Origin of the sequence: Sphingomonas sp. Leaf242, from assembly GCF_001422045.1 — a bacterium.
Taxonomy (GTDB): Bacteria; Pseudomonadota; Alphaproteobacteria; order Sphingomonadales; family Sphingomonadaceae; genus Sphingomonas.
In genome coordinates this window covers 467,499-481,449 of sequence record NZ_LMLW01000008.1, presented here as the reverse complement: position 1 = coordinate 481,449, position 13,951 = coordinate 467,499, and the positions used below count along the sequence as shown (strand labels likewise).

Below are 13,951 nucleotides of genomic sequence, written 5' to 3'. Positions count from 1 at the left end.
TATGCCGATGTCGATGCCGATGCCGAGTCCGACGATAATGCCGCCGCGCGACTTCACCGATCACGGCCCCTGCGTGGAAGAGCTGGCACGCGAGTTCGCAAAGCAGGACGCAACGACCAGCGAGGCGCTGATCGAGACGCTGGCGACGCAGGCGATCCGGCAATGGCGGCTCGACGACGCGACCTTCTGGCAGCGCGTGAAATTCCAGGCGCGAATGATCCGGGCAAGGCAGGGGGCGGGGCGTTCGGGGAAGCACTGACGTCTCCCCTCCCGCTTGCGGGAGGGGTCGGGGGAGGGCATGGCCGCGAACGCCTCGGCCTACGATAGTCCAGCCCCTCCCCTAACCCCTCCCGCAAGCGGAAGGGGAACAGCCACCGCTATTTCTCGTCGGTGGTCAGCTTCACCTTGTTGGGCAGCTTCTTCCCCTTGGTCCGCCGCGAGGGCAGCTGGACCGGGTTCTTCTTCTTCCACTGCGCAAACGTCATCGGCCCCTCGGGCGTGTCGATGATCGTGTCGTCGATCGAACTCATGCAAATTCCTCCACCCGGCCCAACGCATGAACGCGGCGGGAGTGGCAATCGAAGGGGTGGCCCTCGAAGGGGATGTTCATTTCATCGGGAAAAATGGTGCGGCCAAGAAGACTCGAACTTCCACGGGCTTTCGCCCACAACGACCTCAACGTTGCGCGTCTACCAGTTCCGCCATGGCCGCCCATGAAACATCACCGGGCGGACCCGGCATCTGGTAGGCGAGCGCCACTAGCAAGGGTTTGAACGCGACGCAACGGCCTTTGCGAGAAAGTCGTAGGCGAAGACCGCAAACGCCGATTTTGCGACGCTCGGCCGCCGCTGCCAGATCGACGCGTGTCGCCGTTAGCGGGTCGACTCCCCTGCGAAACTCAGCTCGAGCCGCTTCGAGTTCGCCGGCACGTTCAGCGTCGCCGAATTGAAATCGATCGTCCCGCCGGGCGCGAGCGTGCGCTGCTGCGGGGTGATCGTCCAGCTATACACCAGCCGCCCCTGCGCATCGCGGAGTTCGGCCCGGATGTCCGGCACGCGCTGGCGCTGGTCCGAGGGGTTGCTCACCTGGCCGCTGACTGCGAACAGCTCGGAGCCGTTGTCGAGTTCGCGCCGCTCGATCGGGTTGTCGCGCAGCCGCAGCGGGCTGTCGTCGGTCGCGACGCCGATGCCGAGCTTGGCGGCGACACCCGGCGCGCCGAGATAGACGATCGCGCCTGCCGCGAGCAGCATCAGCAGCCCGGCGATGACCGCGACGATCGTCCAGCGCCGGGTCGTGTTGCGGCGCGGACGGAACGGCGGCTGCTCGGCGACCGCTTGGTAGGTCGGCGCGACGAACGCGGGTTCGGGCTCGGCCTGGGCAGGCTGCGGGGTCGGCGTCGGCGCTGGAGCGACCGCCGCGAACCGCTCGGATACGTCGGCGATCGGCGCGCGGGGCAGCGGGGCAAGCGGGGCGGGCGCTGGCGGGAGCGGGGTCGATTCCGGCATGTCGACCACGGCGTCGGGGGCCGCGGCGGGTCCCTGGAACCAGCTGTGCTTGCAATTGGCGCAGCGCACGGTGCGCCCCTCGGTCCCGATCGCGCTGTCGGGAACCAGATAGCGCGTGCTGCACTCGGGACATTGGAGGATCATGGATGCGCTTCACCAGCGGCCGCTGGAGCGCGACCGGTCTTGTGCCGAATAAGCACGCGGCCCGCATAGGTGGCAAGCTTGAAGCGGCGCGCGCTTTCATGCGAAAGCGCCGATACGGGCATCAAGCGGGCGAAAGCGGGCGCAACCACGTCATGGCGAATATCGTCCAATTCGAGAATGTCGGGCTTCGTTACGGCACGGAGTCAGATTCGGGACCGGACGCCGGGCCGGAGACGCTGTCGGACCTCAGCTTCACGCTGCGCAGCGGTGCGTTCTATTTCCTGACCGGCGCGAGCGGTGCGGGGAAGACGTCGTTGCTGAAGCTCCTGTATCTCGCACAGCGGCCGACGCGCGGCGTGATCCGGCTGTTCGGCGAGGACGCGGTGGTGCTGTCGCGCGACCGGCTGCCCGGGTTCCGGCGGCGGATCGGCGTGGTGTTCCAGGATTTCCGGCTCGTCCCGCATCTGTCGACCTGGGACAATATCGCGTTGCCGTTGCGCGTCGCCGGCATGCCCGAGGCGGATATCGAGCAACCGGTGCGCGAGATGCTCGCCTGGGTCGGGCTCGGCGACCGTGCCGACGCGCGCCCGGCGACGCTGTCGGGCGGCGAGCAACAGCGCGTCGCGATCGCCCGCGCCGTCATTGCACGCCCCGAGATCCTCGTCGCGGACGAGCCGACCGGCAATGTCGACCCCGACATGGCCGAGCGGTTGCTCCACCTGTTCGAATCGCTCAACAAGCTGGGGACGACCGTCGTCGTCGCGACGCACGACTTCCACCTGCTCGGGCGGATTCCGGGCGCGCAGATGATGCGGCTCGATCGCGGGCGGCTGCTCGATCCGACCGGCTCGCTGCGCTATCCACCGACGCGGCCCGAATGATGAGTCGCGCCATCAAAGCCCGGTCGTCGGCCGAACGCCGGGTGCTCGACGAAGCCGGCGGCCTGCGCGCGATGACGTGGGTGATGGCGATCATGCTGTTCCTGACGATGCTCGCCGCCGCCCTTGGACTGGCGACCGCGGGTGCGGCGCGGTTGCTCGATCGGCAGTTGGCGGGGCGGTTGACGGTGCAGGTCGTCGATGGCGATCCCGTGCGGCGTGACGCCGTCGCGGCGCGCGTGCTGGCGGCGCTGCGGACGATGCCGGCGGTCGCGACGGCGACGCCGGTCGATCGCGCCGAACTCACGCGACTGCTGCAGCCCTGGCTCGGATCCGATGGTGCCGACCCGCAATTGCCCGTGCCGGCGATGATCGACGTCGACCTCGCCGATCATGACAGGGCGGCGGCTGTGCGCGTCGCGGCGACAGTGCGGCGCCTGAGCCCGATCGTCCGCGTCGATCGCCACGAAAGCTGGATGTCCCCCGTCAACGATGTGATGCGCTCGCTGACGTTCCTCGCGCTGGCGCTAATCCTGCTGATGGCGAGCGCGACCGCCGCGGTCGTCGTGCTTGCCGCGCGCGCGGGGCTCCAGACGCATCACGCGACGATCGCGGTGATGCACATGCTCGGCTCGACCGATCTGCAGGTCGCGCGGTTGTTCCAGCGGCGGATCGCGCTCGACGCGACGATCGGTGGTGTCGGCGGCGGCATCACGGCGTTGCTGGTGATCGCGTTCATCGGCATCCGGTTGCACGGGCTGGGCTCCGAACTGCTTGGCGGGGTGACGCTCGGCGGAGTCGACTGGGTGGTGCTTGCGCTGCTCCCGATCGCGTTCGTCGTCCTTGCCACGCTCGCCGCGCGCGTGACGATCGTCCGCGCGCTGAGGCATATACTGTGATCGTCCGGCTGTTCGGCATCATGGCGCTCGCCTGGGCGTTCGGGTTCGCGGTGTTCATGCTGCTGTTGCCCAAGCCGCTCGACGGGTTCACCTCGGACGCGATCGTCGTGCCGACCGGTGGGGCAGGGCGGATCGACCGCGGGATCGCGCTCCTCCGCGATCACCAGGCGAAGCGGATGTTGGTGACGGGCGTCGCGCCGGGGGTGCGGCCGATTGATCTCGCACTGGAGTATCGGACGTCGCCCGCGTTGTTCGCATGCTGCATCGATCTCGGCGCGGACGCGGTCGATACGCGGTCGAACGCCGAGGAAACCGCGCAGTGGGTGCGCGTGCACAAATACCGGTCGGTGCGGCTGGTAACGTCGGACTGGCACGTCGCGCGTGCGCGGATGGAGTTGGCGGCGGCGCTCGACAAGAATGTCGTGATCCTTGGCGACGGTGTGCCGGGCACGCCGCGGCTCGGGACCTTGGTCAACGAATATAACAAGTTGATCCTTCGCCGGATCGCGTTGTGGATTGGATATGGCGGATGATCTGGCTGCGTAACTGGGCGTTCATGCTCGTTTTCTACACGATCTCGGTGCCGATCGTGGTGACCGTGCCGATCTCGGCGCTGTTCGGCTCGCGCGCGGTGATCGTGCATTCGACGATCTGGACGCGCTTCCATCGGTGGTGCGCGCGCGTGATCCTCGGCGTGCATATCCGCGTGGAAGGGACACGGCCGATCGAGCCGGCGTTCTACGCGTGCAAGCACCAGGCGATGTTCGAGACGCTCGAATTGCAGGCGTTGCTCGATGGCCCCGCGATCGTGTTGAAGCGCGAGCTTGCGGATATCCCGGCCTGGGGTTGGGCAGCGCGGCGCTACGGCGCGATCGTCGTCGACCGCGAGGCTTCGGCGACGGCGATGCGGAGCATGATGCGCGAGGCGACCGCGGCGAAGGCGACCGGGCGTTCGATCCTCATTTTTCCGGAAGGGACGCGGGTATCACCGGGCGAGCATCCGCCATTGAAGCCGGGGTTTGCCGGGCTGTATCGTGCGCTGAAGATGCCGACGGTGCCGATCGCGTGCGACAGCGGGCTGGTGTGGCCGAAAAAGGGGCCGAAGCTACCGGGGGTGATCACCTTCCGGTTCGGCGAAGTGGTGCCGCCCGGCTTGCCGCGCGAGGAGGCCGAGCAGCGAGTCCATGCGGCGATGAACGCGCTGGACTAACGTCGGGGGAGGCACCCCCCCCCAAGCAGCCCACCACCCCGGCGGAGGCCGGGGCCCAATTGGGGGACGTCGCTAATCTGCGTTGCGAGCCGTTACTCCGGCCTACCCAACTGGGCCCCGGCCTCCGCCGAGGTGGCGTGTAAGTGAGTGGAGAGCCCCTTACCCGTGCGTACGCCCGAAATCCTGCACGTCATCGTCCTGCCCCTGCTCGACAATACTCCGGCGGATCGCCCGGGTTCGCGTGAACAGGTCGAACAGCGCATCGCCATCGCCCCAGCGGATCGCGCGCTGGAGATGACTCAGGTCCTCCGAGAAGCGTTGCAACATCTCCAGCACCGCCTCGCGGTTGTTGAGGAAGATGTCGCGCCACATCGTCGGGTCCGACGCCGCGATGCGCGTGAAATCGCGGAAACCGCCCGCGGAATATTTGATGACCTCCGACTGCGTCACTTCCTCCAGGTCGCCCGCAGTGCCGACGATCGTATAGGCGATCAGATGCGGCAGATGGCTGGTGACGGCGAGGACGCGGTCGTGATGCTCGGGGGCCATCGTCTCGACCTGCGCGCCGAGCCTGCGCCAGAATTCGGAGACGCGCTCGACCGCGACCGGGTCGGCGCCCTCGGGGGGCGTGACGATGCACCAGCGGTGACGAAACAGCGTCGCGAAGCCAGCCTCCGGGCCGCTTCGCTCGGTGCCCGCGACCGGGTGCGCCGGGATGACGGTCGCGTTCGGTAGCGCTTCGGTCAGCGCACGGACGATCTCGGCCTTGCAGCTGCCGACGTCGCTGACGATCGCATCCGCCGGCAGTTCGGCCGCAAACTCTGCGGCGACCGCTCCCATGATGCCGACGGGCACGCACAGGATCACGAGGTCGGCGTCGATCACCGCCGCGCCGGCCGAGTCCGCAACGTCGTCACAGAACTGCAGCCGGTCCGCAGCTTCGCGCACGCTCGCATCTGCATCGTAGCCGGTGACGCGGACCGTCGGCATCGTCGCCTGCACCGCGCGCGCGACCGACGAGCCGATCAGACCCAGCCCGATGATCGTGACGCGCGCGAACGGCAGCATCAGGCGGCTTCGACCAGGTTGCGCAGCGCCGCGGTCACGCCGCGCGTTTCCGCCTCGGTACCAATCGTGATGCGGAGCGCGTTGGGCAGGCCCTGACCCGGCAGCCAGCGGACGATGTAACCCGCGTCCATCAGCCCGTGATACGCGGCGTCGGCGGTCAGCTTGCCCTCGAACAGCACGAGCACAAAGTTCGCCTTCGACGGTACGGCGCGAAGCCCGGCATTGCCCATCTGCCCGATCTGCTCGACGAACCAGCCGCGCCACGTGTCGTTGTGCGCGCGCGTCGCGTCGACGAAGGCGGTGTCGCCGATCGCGGCGACTGCGGCGGCCTGCCCCGCGGTGGTGACGTTGAACGGTGCGCGGATGCGGTGCATCGCGTCGATGATCGGCGCGCAGGCATAGCCCCAGCCGATCCGCTCGGCGGCCAGCCCGTGAATCTTCGAAAAGGTCCGCGTGACGAGCACGTTCGCCTCGGTCATCGCCAGGGCGAGGCCGGCATCGTCCTCCTCGGGCGAGAGATATTCGGCATAGGCCTGATCGAGCACGAGCAGCACCGACTTGGGCAGCCCCGCATGCAGCCGCGCGATTTCCGCGCGCGGCGTGAACGTGCCGGTCGGGTTGTTCGGGTTGGCGACGAACACGACGCGCGTACGCTCTGTCACCGCAGCGAGGATCGCGTCGACATCGGTGGCGTAGTCGCGGTCGTCGACGATCACCGGCTCGGCACCGACCCGTCGCGTCGCGATTTCGTAGACCGCGAAACCGTAGCGGACATGGATGATCTCGTCGCCGGGGCCCGCATAGGCGCCCGCGACCAGATGCAGGATCTCGTCGGAGCCGGTGCCGTAGATCACGCGCGCCGGGTCGAGGTCGTAATGCGCCGCCAGCGCCTCGCGCAGCTCGACCGCGCCCGCGTCCGGATAGCGTTCCAGCGTGCGGTCGGCGGCGTCGAATGCGGCCTTCGCGGCGGGGCTGGTGCCGAGCGGATTTTCGTTCGACGACAGCTTGATTACCGTGCGGCCATCGTCGGTCGTCGAGCGACCGGGCGTGTACGGCGCGATCCCCAGGATCCAGGGCTTCGGCGCGGGTGCGGGCATGATGTTTGTCATGGCGCGGGACATAGCGGGCGCGGTGGCGCGGTGGCAATCTTTGTGCGTGGGAGTGGGGGAGGGTGGCATAGAGCCGGACGCCACTCCCATCCGTCATCCTGACGAAAGTCAGGACCCAGAGCCACGGATGTCACCGCTCGTTACCCTGGGTCCTGACTTTCGTCAGGATGACGGTGTGGTTCGGACGGTCCGCGCCCGACAGGGGTAGGGGTAGGATCGTACCCAAGTCCGGACCACCGCGCTGGTATGACGGCGGCCGCTTATGGTAGCGCGCGGCATGCTCGACACGCCTGCCACTGACCCCAGCACCGGCCACGACACCGACCAGCGCTTCGGCCTCGCGCGGCGTGTCACGTTGCCGGGGCCGCTGCGGCTCGATGGCGGCGTGCTGTTGTCGCCCGTGGACATCGCGTACGAGACCTACGGCACGCTCAACGCAGACGCTTCGAACGCCGTCCTGATCTGTCATGCGCTGACCGGGGACCAGCATGTCGCCTCGCACCACCCGCGTACCGGCAAGCCCGGCTGGTGGACGCGCATGGTCGGCGAAGGCAAGCCGATCGACCCCGCGCGGCACTTCGTCGTCTGTGCCAACGTGCTTGGCAGCTGCATGGGCACGTCCGGCCCCGCGACGATCAACCCTGCGACGGGGCGGCCTTGGGCGATGAGTTTCCCGGTCATCACGATCCGCGACATGGTTCGCGCGCAGGCGATGCTGCTCGATCATCTCGGAATCGGAATACTTCACGCGGTGGTCGGCGGATCGATGGGCGGGATGCAGGCGCTAAGCTGGCCCGCGACCTTCCCCGACCGCGTGAAGGCCTGCGTCGTGATCGCCTCGACCGCGCGGCATACCGCGCAGAACATCGCGTTCCACGAGGTCGGGCGGCAGGCGGTGATGGCCGATCCGAACTGGCGTGGCGGCGAGTATCACGACGACGCCGCGCCGACTGCGGGTCTCGCGGTCGCGCGGATGGCGGCGCACATCACGTATCTGTCGGAAGCGGGGCTGACCGAGAAGTTCGGGCGGCGGCTCCAGGCGCGCGACGCGAAATCGTTTGGGTTCGACGCGGATTTTCAGGTCGAGAGCTATCTGCGCCACCAGGGGCTCGCCTTCACCGATCGGTTCGATGCGAACTCGTACCTCTACATCACGCGCGCGATGGATTATTTCGATCTGGCCGAGGAGCATGGCGGGCTGCTCGCCAACGCCTTCCGTGCGACCAAATCGCGGTTCTGCCTCGTCAGCTTCGACACCGACTGGCTCTACCCGACCGCCGAATCGCGCGCGATCGTCCAGGCGCTGAACGCAGCCGGCGCACCGGTCAGCTTCGTCGAGCTGTCGAGCCCGTACGGCCACGACGCGTTCCTGCTGGAGGCGCCCGACCTGAACCGGGTCGTCGACGGCTTCCTGAGGGCCGGCCGATGACGATCATCCTGTCCGACGACGCAGGCAAGTTGCAGGTCGACCGCATCCACGGCTGGCTGGCGAGCAGTTACTGGTCGCCCGGGATCGAGCGCACGCTGGTCGAACGCGCGATCGCCGGGTCGCATTGTCTCGGTGCCTATCGGGACGACCCCGATGGCGGAGATCGGCAGGTCGGGTTCGCGCGGATGATCACCGATCATGCGACCTTCGCGTGGCTCGCCGACGTCTGGGTCGACGAAGCCGTGCGGGGGCAGGGGCTCGGGCGGCAGATGGTGCGCTGGTTCCTCGATCATCCGTCATTCGCCGGGCTGCGGCGGATCGGGCTCGTCACGGCCGATGCGCACGGCGTCTATGCGGGGCTCGGCTTCCATCCGCTGGTCCGCGCCGACCGCTACATGGAACGCCTCGCGCCGGGTCTCGCCGAGCAATTACGGACCGCGCCATGACGCCCCCCGAAACACTGCGTGCCGACCTCGCGGTCATCGCCCAGAACGTCGCGCAAGGCAGCCGCGTGCTCGACATCGGCTGCGGCGACGGCGCGTTGATGGCGGCCTTGCGCGACACCCGCGACGTCGATGTGCGTGGCCTGGAGATCGACGCGCGCAACGTCGCCTCCGCGGTCGCGCGCGGTCTGTCGGTCATCCAGGGCGATGCGGATATCGACCTCGCCGGCTATCCCGACGCGAGCTTCGATTACGCGATCCTCAGCCAGACGTTGCAGACCGCGCGTGCGCCCGACCTGGTGCTGGATCATCTGCTGCGGATCGGTCGGCAGGCGTTCGTCAGCTTCCCCAATTTCGCGCACTGGCGGGTGAGGGGGTCGCTTCTGTGGGGAGGCCGCATGCCGGTCACGCGGCAATTGCCCGAACGCTGGTACGACACGCCTAACATCCACCACGTCACGATCGACGATTTTCGCGCCTTCGTGAAAGCGCGCGGGATCGTTGTCGAGGATGCGTGGTTCCTGTCGGGCGACAAGCGTACCGGCGCGGCGGCGGCCAACCTGTTCGCGGAACACGCGGTGTTCCTGCTGCGACGCGGAAAATAGTAAAAAAAATATACAATTTGTTACGGGATACTAATTCAGATCAGTATCGCAGCGGAACCGATCGTCGGGCGGCTGGTTACTCCGCCGATGACCAAGACCGCCCTCATTGTCGAAGACGAGATTTTCGTCGCGCTCGACCTCGAGAGAATCCTCGTCGATGCCGGGTACGATGTGGCGGGAATCGCGGCCGATCGCGACAGCGCGATCGCGGCGGCCCCGGGATGCAGCTTCGCGTTCGTCGACATCAATCTGCGCGACGGACCGACCGGACCGGAGATCGCCAGGCGGATGGCGCGGGAGTACGGCGTCAAGGTCGTGTTCGTAACCGCCAACCCGTCGCAGATCGGCGATGCGGAATGCCTCGGCTATATCCGCAAGCCGTTCAGCGACGCGGCTATCCTCGCTGCAGCGGCGTTAGCGTGCGAGGAAGAGGCTATCGCCCACGACGACGTGATCCGGGTCGTCAGCGGCTGAACGCAGGCTTCGGAATAGTCAGTTCGACGACCAGACCGGTGTCGTTCCAGATCCGGTTCACCGTGCCGCCCAGCTGACGCACGGCGCTCATTTCGATCAGCTGCGTGCCGAAGCCGGCGGGCATAGTCGGCTTGGTGACCGCCGGGCCGCCCACTTCCCGCCAATGCAGCGTCACCGAATCATCGTTCGCCGCAACGGTAATCTGGACCGTGCCGAGTTCGGTCGCGAGTGCGCCGTACTTGGTCGCATTGGTGGCGAGCTCGTGGAACAGCAAGGCCAGCGGCGTGGCGGAGCGATCGTCGATCGTCACGTCGTCGCCGGTGACGCTGAGGCGTGCGCCATCGATACGCTGATACGGCTCGAACAACTCCTGCAACAGACCGTGCAGGCTGTTTTGCGCGGCGGCTGGACGCGAGTTGGCGCTGTGCGGGCGGACGAAGTCATGCGCGCGGCCGAGCGCGTTGATGCGGTGACGCAGGTCGGTCGCGATACCCATGAACTCGGGCTTCCCCCGCGCGGAAAACGCGATCAGCCCGGCGATCACCGCGAAGATGTTCTTGATGCGGTGGCTCAGCTCCTGGCTGATGACCTCGCGCTCCTCATAGGCGAGCTTCTGCTCGTGGATGTCGGTGCACGTCCCGAACCAGCGCGTGATCGTGCCGTTTTCGTCGCGCACCGGCAGCGCGCGGCCGAGCACCCAGCGATACGTGCCGTCGTAATGTCGCAGCCGGTATTCGATATTGTACGGCTCGCCCGAGTCGAGCGACTGGCGCCAGATCGCCCAGGCGCGATCCTGGTCCTCGGGGTGGAACATGTCGTTCCAGCCCTCACCGTCGGTCGTCCCCACGGGCGTCCCGGTGAACTCGTACCAGCGCGCGTTGAAATAGTCGTGGAAGCCATCGGGCAGCGTCGACCACACCATCTGCGGCATCGTGTCCGCGAGCGTGCGGAACTTCAGGTCGCTTGCCTCAAGCGTACGGCGCGCGTCGGCGTCGGCCATCGCCTGCTCGCGTGCCGAACGACGATCGTCGAGCCGCCCCATCGCCGCCTTCGCCAGCAGCGTCATGCCATCGCGCTGGAACCGGGTGAGCCCCTCGCGCGGACGGGGTGCCAGCACGCAGAGCGCACCCAGTGGCACGCCTTCGCTGGAGACCAGCGGCGCCCCCGCGTAGAACCGCACATAGGGCGGCCCGGTCACCAGCGCGTTGTCGACGAAGCGCGGATCCTCCAGCGTATCCGCCACCTCCATCACCTCGTGATGATGCATCGCGTGCGCGCAGAACGACATGCTGCGCGGCGTCTGCTCGAGGTCGGTGCCGGTGCGCGACAGGAAGCGCTGATACTCGTCCTCGACCAGGCTCAGCAACGCGACCGGCGCGCCGCACAACTCGGCCGCGAACGCCACGATGTCGTCGAGCTGGCCCTTCGCACGCGCGCCCGCGACGTCGTACGCCGCGATGACGCGCGAACGCTCGGCCTCGTCGAACACGGCGGTCGCGGGGACGGAATCCAGCGTCGTCACGGAGATCAGAACGGCACGTCGTCGTCGAGATCGTCCGAGAAGCCACCGGTCTGGCCGAAGCTGCCGCCGCGTGCGCCGCCACCGCTACCGCCGCCCGAGGGTGCGCTGCCGCCACGACCACCGCCGCCCCCGTAACCGCCGCCGCCCGACGAACCACCGCCGAAGTCGTTGCCGCCACCGCCGCCGGCCCAGTCGTCGCCACCGCCGCGGCTACCACCGCCGCCGCCTGCACCCCCGCCTGCACCACCGCCTGCGCCGCCGTTCGGACCGTCGAGCATCGTCAGCACGCTGTTGAAGCCCTGCAGCACGATCTCGGTCGAATACTTGTCCTGACCCTGCGCGTCCTGCCACTTCCGGGTCTGGAGCGCGCCTTCGATATAGACCTTCGAGCCCTTGCGGAGATACTTCTCCGCGACGTTCGCCAGGCCTTCGTTGAAGATCGCGACCGAATGCCATTCGGTCTTTTCCTTGCGCTCGCCCGACATCTTGTCCTTCCAGGACTCCGATGTCGCGATGCGCAGATTGACGACCTTGCCGCCGTTCTGGAACGCCTTGCTCTCCGGGTCGCGACCCAGATTGCCGACGATGATGACCTTGTTGACGCTGCCTGCCACGAACCCAGGACTCCACTAGTAAGGTTTGATTGCTCAGACGAGCATGAACGAATATACGGTAACGGCGTAGGACCTGGGTGCAGATTACCCGGTGGAAGGGATGATCGCTTCTGGGGAGAAGGACCAGGACCTACGCCTTGAACGGATTTGGAGTCCGCTCAGTGCATCACCTACAAACCCGCGGCTACCGCCAGCCAGTATGTGATACCCGCCATGATGTACGCGGCGGCGAACAAATAGCCAACCATGAAGGCGGGCCATTTCCACCCATTGGTCTCGCGACGGGTGACGGCGATCGTCGAAATGCACTGCGGCGCGAACACGAACCACATCAGGAAGGCGAGCGCGGTCGGCAGGCTCCAGCGGCCGCGCAGGTTCTCGACCATCGCCTTGCCGCCCTGGTTGCTGTCCGGATCGTCGATCGCATAGACCGTGCCGATCGCCGCGACCGCGACTTCGCGTGCGGCCATCGCCGGGATCAGCGCGAGGACGATGTCGCGGTTGAAGCCGATCGGCGCGAAGATCGGCGCGATGCCGTTGGCGATGCGGCCGGCGACCGAGTAATCGACCGCAGAGATCTTCGGCGCGCCGGCGGGCTGCTCGGGCGGCTTGGGGAAGCTCAGCAGCACCCACAGGATGATCGTCGAGGTCAGGATGATCCCGCCGGCGCGCTTCAGGAAGATCTGCGCGCGGCTCCAAAGCCCGATGCCGACGTCGCGCCACTGCGGCCACTGGTATTTGGGCATCTCCATCATGAAGCCCGACGACACGCCCTTGGTCACTGTCCGGCGCAGCACCAGCGCGGCGACGAAGGCACCGACAATGCCCATCACGTACAGCCCGAGCATCACCAGCCCCTGCAACCCGACGAACGGCAGCACCTGCGTGTTCGGGATGAACGCGCCGATGATCAGCGTGTAGACCGGCAGGCGCGCGGAACACGTCATCAGCGGCGCGATCAGGATCGTGGTCAGGCGGTCCTTCTCGTCGTCGATCGTCCGCGTCGCCATGATGCCCGGAATCGCGCAGGCGAAGCTCGACAGCAGCGGGATGAATGCGCGACCCGACAGCCCGACGCTCGCCATCACCCGGTCCATCAGGAACGCCGCGCGGACCATGTAGCCGCTCGCCTCGAGGACGAGGATGAAGAGGAACAGGATCAGGATCTGCGGCAGGAACACGATCACCGCACCGACGCCCGCGATCACGCCGTCGACCAGCAGCGAGCGGAGCAGCGAATCGGGCAGTTCGGCGGTCAGGAACCCCTGCAACGCGGTGAACCCCGCATCGATCGCGTCCATGAACGGCTGTGCCCAGCTGAACACCGCCTGGAACATCAGGAACATGATCGCCAGCAGCAGGATCGGCCCGGCGACGGGGTGCAGCGCGACCGCGTCGAGCATGTGCGTCCAGCGGCGGACCTGCGTCTCGGAGACGGTCGCGGACGTTGCGATCTGGCGGGCGCGGCGCTGGAGCGTGACGATGTCGTCCTGTACGCTTCCATCGGATTTCCGGAGGCGCATGGGGCCGTTGACGACGATGCTTGAGAGTGCCGCCTTCAACTCGTCGAGGCCACGCTTGCGCACCGCGACGGTCGGAATCACCGGTACGCCGAGTTCGCGTTCGAGCACCTTGGGATCGAGCTTCAGCCCGTCGCGCTCGGCAAGATCGACCATGTTGAGCGCGACGACGACCGGCAGGCCGAGCGCGATCAGCTGGAGCGTGAAGCGGAGATGGTTGTCGAGATTGGCGGCATCGACGACGACGACCAATGCGTCGGGAAGGCGCTCGCCATCCTGCGTGCCGGTGACGACGTCGCGCGTGACTCGCTCGTCGGGGGAGGAGGGTTCGAGACTGTACGCGCCGGGCAGGTCGACCAGCTCTACGGGCCGGCCGTCGTCGAGCATCAGCCGCCCGACCTTCCGCTCGACCGTGACGCCGGGATAATTGCCGACCTTCTGCCGCGCACCGGTGAGCGCGTTGAACAGCGCGCTCTTGCCGGCATTGGGATTGCCGACCAGCGCAACCAGCGGTGCTGCGTTCATTTTATG

Annotated in this window: 17 protein-coding genes and 1 tRNA gene; 9 read left to right on the top strand and 9 right to left on the bottom strand. The window is 67.4% G+C overall.

Going from position 1 to position 13,951, the window contains the following annotated elements; all coding sequences use genetic code 11:
- Position 1 precedes the first annotated feature (1 nt).
- A complete protein-coding gene (locus tag ASF09_RS10180) occupies positions 2 to 259 on the top strand; it encodes a hypothetical protein (protein ID WP_060526100.1) in 258 nt (85 codons plus the stop codon).
- 118 nt (positions 260 to 377) lie between these two features.
- On the opposite strand, the gene ASF09_RS20705 is transcribed toward ASF09_RS10180, so the two are convergent.
- The 4 genes from ASF09_RS20705 to ASF09_RS20300 all read right to left on the bottom strand — a co-directional run bounded on the left by ASF09_RS20705 (position 378) and on the right by ASF09_RS20300 (position 1,819).
- Entirely contained in the window at positions 378 to 530 is a 153-nt protein-coding gene (locus ASF09_RS20705) for a hypothetical protein (protein ID WP_165886441.1), read from the bottom strand.
- Positions 531 to 624: 94 nt separating this feature from the next.
- Positions 625 to 711: transfer RNA gene (locus ASF09_RS10175), tRNA-Leu, on the bottom strand.
- Positions 712 to 872: 161 nt separating this feature from the next.
- Positions 873 to 1,649 carry an MJ0042-type zinc finger domain-containing protein gene (locus ASF09_RS10170; RefSeq protein ID WP_060526099.1) on the bottom strand — a complete coding sequence of 259 codons (777 nt, stop codon included), beginning with the start codon at positions 1,647 to 1,649 and terminating at the stop codon, positions 873 to 875.
- Entirely contained in the window at positions 1,646 to 1,819 is a 174-nt protein-coding gene (locus ASF09_RS20300) for a hypothetical protein (protein WP_156359308.1), read from the bottom strand. Before ASF09_RS20300 ends, ASF09_RS10170 begins: the two co-directional genes overlap by 4 nt.
- On the opposite strand from ASF09_RS20300, the gene ftsE reads away from it, so the two are divergent.
- From ftsE to ASF09_RS10150, 4 genes are read left to right on the top strand one after another with little or no spacing between them, the layout of a single operon-like run.
- A complete protein-coding gene (gene ftsE / locus ASF09_RS10165) occupies positions 1,802 to 2,530 on the top strand; it encodes a cell division ATP-binding protein FtsE (RefSeq protein WP_056054749.1) in 729 nt (242 codons plus the stop codon). The two genes, ASF09_RS20300 and ftsE, sit on opposite strands and share 18 nt — an antisense overlap.
- Positions 2,527 to 3,426 (top strand): cell division protein FtsX, encoded by a 900-nt coding sequence (locus tag ASF09_RS10160; RefSeq protein WP_327196570.1) that lies wholly within the window; start codon positions 2,527 to 2,529, stop codon positions 3,424 to 3,426. Before ftsE ends, ASF09_RS10160 begins: the two co-directional genes overlap by 4 nt.
- Positions 3,423 to 3,959 (top strand): YdcF family protein, encoded by a 537-nt coding sequence (locus ASF09_RS10155; RefSeq protein ID WP_056053750.1) that lies wholly within the window; start codon positions 3,423 to 3,425, stop codon positions 3,957 to 3,959. The genes ASF09_RS10160 and ASF09_RS10155 overlap by 4 nt, the downstream gene beginning before the upstream one ends.
- Positions 3,956 to 4,636 carry a lysophospholipid acyltransferase family protein gene (locus tag ASF09_RS10150; protein WP_060526098.1) on the top strand — a complete coding sequence of 227 codons (681 nt, stop codon included), beginning with the start codon at positions 3,956 to 3,958 and terminating at the stop codon, positions 4,634 to 4,636. The genes ASF09_RS10155 and ASF09_RS10150 overlap by 4 nt, the downstream gene beginning before the upstream one ends.
- A gap of 159 nt (positions 4,637 to 4,795) precedes the next feature.
- On the opposite strand, the gene ASF09_RS10145 is transcribed toward ASF09_RS10150, so the two are convergent.
- On the bottom strand, positions 4,796 to 5,704 hold the full coding sequence (locus ASF09_RS10145) for a prephenate/arogenate dehydrogenase family protein (protein ID WP_060526097.1): 909 nt from the start codon (positions 5,702 to 5,704) through the stop codon (positions 4,796 to 4,798).
- Positions 5,704 to 6,801 (bottom strand): histidinol-phosphate transaminase, encoded by a 1,098-nt coding sequence (gene hisC, locus ASF09_RS10140; protein ID WP_060526096.1) that lies wholly within the window; start codon positions 6,799 to 6,801, stop codon positions 5,704 to 5,706. The genes ASF09_RS10145 and hisC overlap by 1 nt, the downstream gene beginning before the upstream one ends.
- Positions 6,802 to 7,075: 274 nt before the next feature.
- Between hisC and metX the strand changes: the two genes are divergently transcribed.
- The 4 genes from metX (at position 7,076) to ASF09_RS10115 (ending at position 9,764) form a co-directional block, all read left to right on the top strand.
- Positions 7,076 to 8,242 (top strand): homoserine O-acetyltransferase MetX, encoded by a 1,167-nt coding sequence (gene metX, locus ASF09_RS10130; RefSeq protein WP_443024989.1) that lies wholly within the window; start codon positions 7,076 to 7,078, stop codon positions 8,240 to 8,242.
- Complete coding sequence (locus tag ASF09_RS10125) at positions 8,239 to 8,688, top strand: GNAT family N-acetyltransferase (protein WP_060526094.1); 450 nt, start codon at positions 8,239 to 8,241, stop codon at positions 8,686 to 8,688. The genes metX and ASF09_RS10125 overlap by 4 nt, the downstream gene beginning before the upstream one ends.
- On the top strand, positions 8,685 to 9,290 hold the full coding sequence (gene metW, locus ASF09_RS10120; protein ID WP_060526093.1) for a methionine biosynthesis protein MetW: 606 nt from the start codon (positions 8,685 to 8,687) through the stop codon (positions 9,288 to 9,290). The genes ASF09_RS10125 and metW overlap by 4 nt, the downstream gene beginning before the upstream one ends.
- 87 nt (positions 9,291 to 9,377) lie before the next feature.
- Positions 9,378 to 9,764, top strand: a complete 387-nt coding sequence (locus ASF09_RS10115; RefSeq protein WP_060526092.1) for a response regulator — start codon at positions 9,378 to 9,380, stop codon at positions 9,762 to 9,764.
- On the opposite strand, the gene ASF09_RS10110 is transcribed toward ASF09_RS10115, so the two are convergent.
- From ASF09_RS10110 to feoB, 3 genes are all read right to left on the bottom strand, one after another.
- Positions 9,754 to 11,286 carry a sensor histidine kinase gene (locus ASF09_RS10110; RefSeq protein WP_443024987.1) on the bottom strand — a complete coding sequence of 511 codons (1,533 nt, stop codon included), beginning with the start codon at positions 11,284 to 11,286 and terminating at the stop codon, positions 9,754 to 9,756. The two genes, ASF09_RS10115 and ASF09_RS10110, sit on opposite strands and share 11 nt — an antisense overlap.
- A 5-nt stretch (positions 11,287 to 11,291) precedes the next feature.
- Positions 11,292 to 11,900: a single-stranded DNA-binding protein gene (ssb, locus tag ASF09_RS10105; protein ID WP_060526091.1), complete on the bottom strand. Its 609-nt coding sequence runs from the start codon at positions 11,898 to 11,900 to the stop codon at positions 11,292 to 11,294.
- A gap of 170 nt (positions 11,901 to 12,070) precedes the next feature.
- The gene (gene feoB, locus ASF09_RS10100; RefSeq protein WP_060526090.1) at positions 12,071 to 13,945 is read right to left on the bottom strand and encodes a ferrous iron transporter B; all 1,875 of its coding nucleotides are present in this window, start codon (positions 13,943 to 13,945) and stop codon (positions 12,071 to 12,073) included.
- Between the last annotated feature and the right edge of the window lie 6 nt (positions 13,946 to 13,951).

Excerpts from the sequence above, each read along its gene's own strand:
- ASF09_RS10160 (WP_327196570.1), top strand. The coding sequence starts at position 2,527 with ATGATGAGTCGCGCCATCAAAGCCCGGTCGTCGGCCGAACGCCGGGTG.
- ASF09_RS10180 (WP_060526100.1), top strand. The coding sequence starts at position 2 with ATGCCGATGTCGATGCCGATGCCGAGTCCGACGATAATGCCGCCGCGC.
- feoB (WP_060526090.1), bottom strand. The coding sequence starts at position 13,945 with ATGAACGCAGCACCGCTGGTTGCGCTGGTCGGCAATCCCAATGCCGGC.
- ASF09_RS10125 (WP_060526094.1), top strand. The coding sequence starts at position 8,239 with ATGACGATCATCCTGTCCGACGACGCAGGCAAGTTGCAGGTCGACCGC.
- metW (WP_060526093.1), top strand. The coding sequence starts at position 8,685 with ATGACGCCCCCCGAAACACTGCGTGCCGACCTCGCGGTCATCGCCCAG.
- ftsE (WP_056054749.1), top strand. The coding sequence starts at position 1,802 with ATGGCGAATATCGTCCAATTCGAGAATGTCGGGCTTCGTTACGGCACG.
- ASF09_RS10115 (WP_060526092.1), top strand. The coding sequence starts at position 9,378 with ATGACCAAGACCGCCCTCATTGTCGAAGACGAGATTTTCGTCGCGCTC.
- metX (WP_443024989.1), top strand. The coding sequence starts at position 7,076 with ATGGTAGCGCGCGGCATGCTCGACACGCCTGCCACTGACCCCAGCACC.
- ASF09_RS10170 (WP_060526099.1), bottom strand. The coding sequence starts at position 1,649 with ATGATCCTCCAATGTCCCGAGTGCAGCACGCGCTATCTGGTTCCCGAC.
- ASF09_RS20705 (WP_165886441.1), bottom strand. The coding sequence starts at position 530 with ATGAGTTCGATCGACGACACGATCATCGACACGCCCGAGGGGCCGATG.
- ASF09_RS10145 (WP_060526097.1), bottom strand. The coding sequence starts at position 5,704 with ATGCTGCCGTTCGCGCGCGTCACGATCATCGGGCTGGGTCTGATCGGC.
- ASF09_RS10150 (WP_060526098.1), top strand. The coding sequence starts at position 3,956 with ATGATCTGGCTGCGTAACTGGGCGTTCATGCTCGTTTTCTACACGATC.
- hisC (WP_060526096.1), bottom strand. The coding sequence starts at position 6,801 with ATGCCCGCACCCGCGCCGAAGCCCTGGATCCTGGGGATCGCGCCGTAC.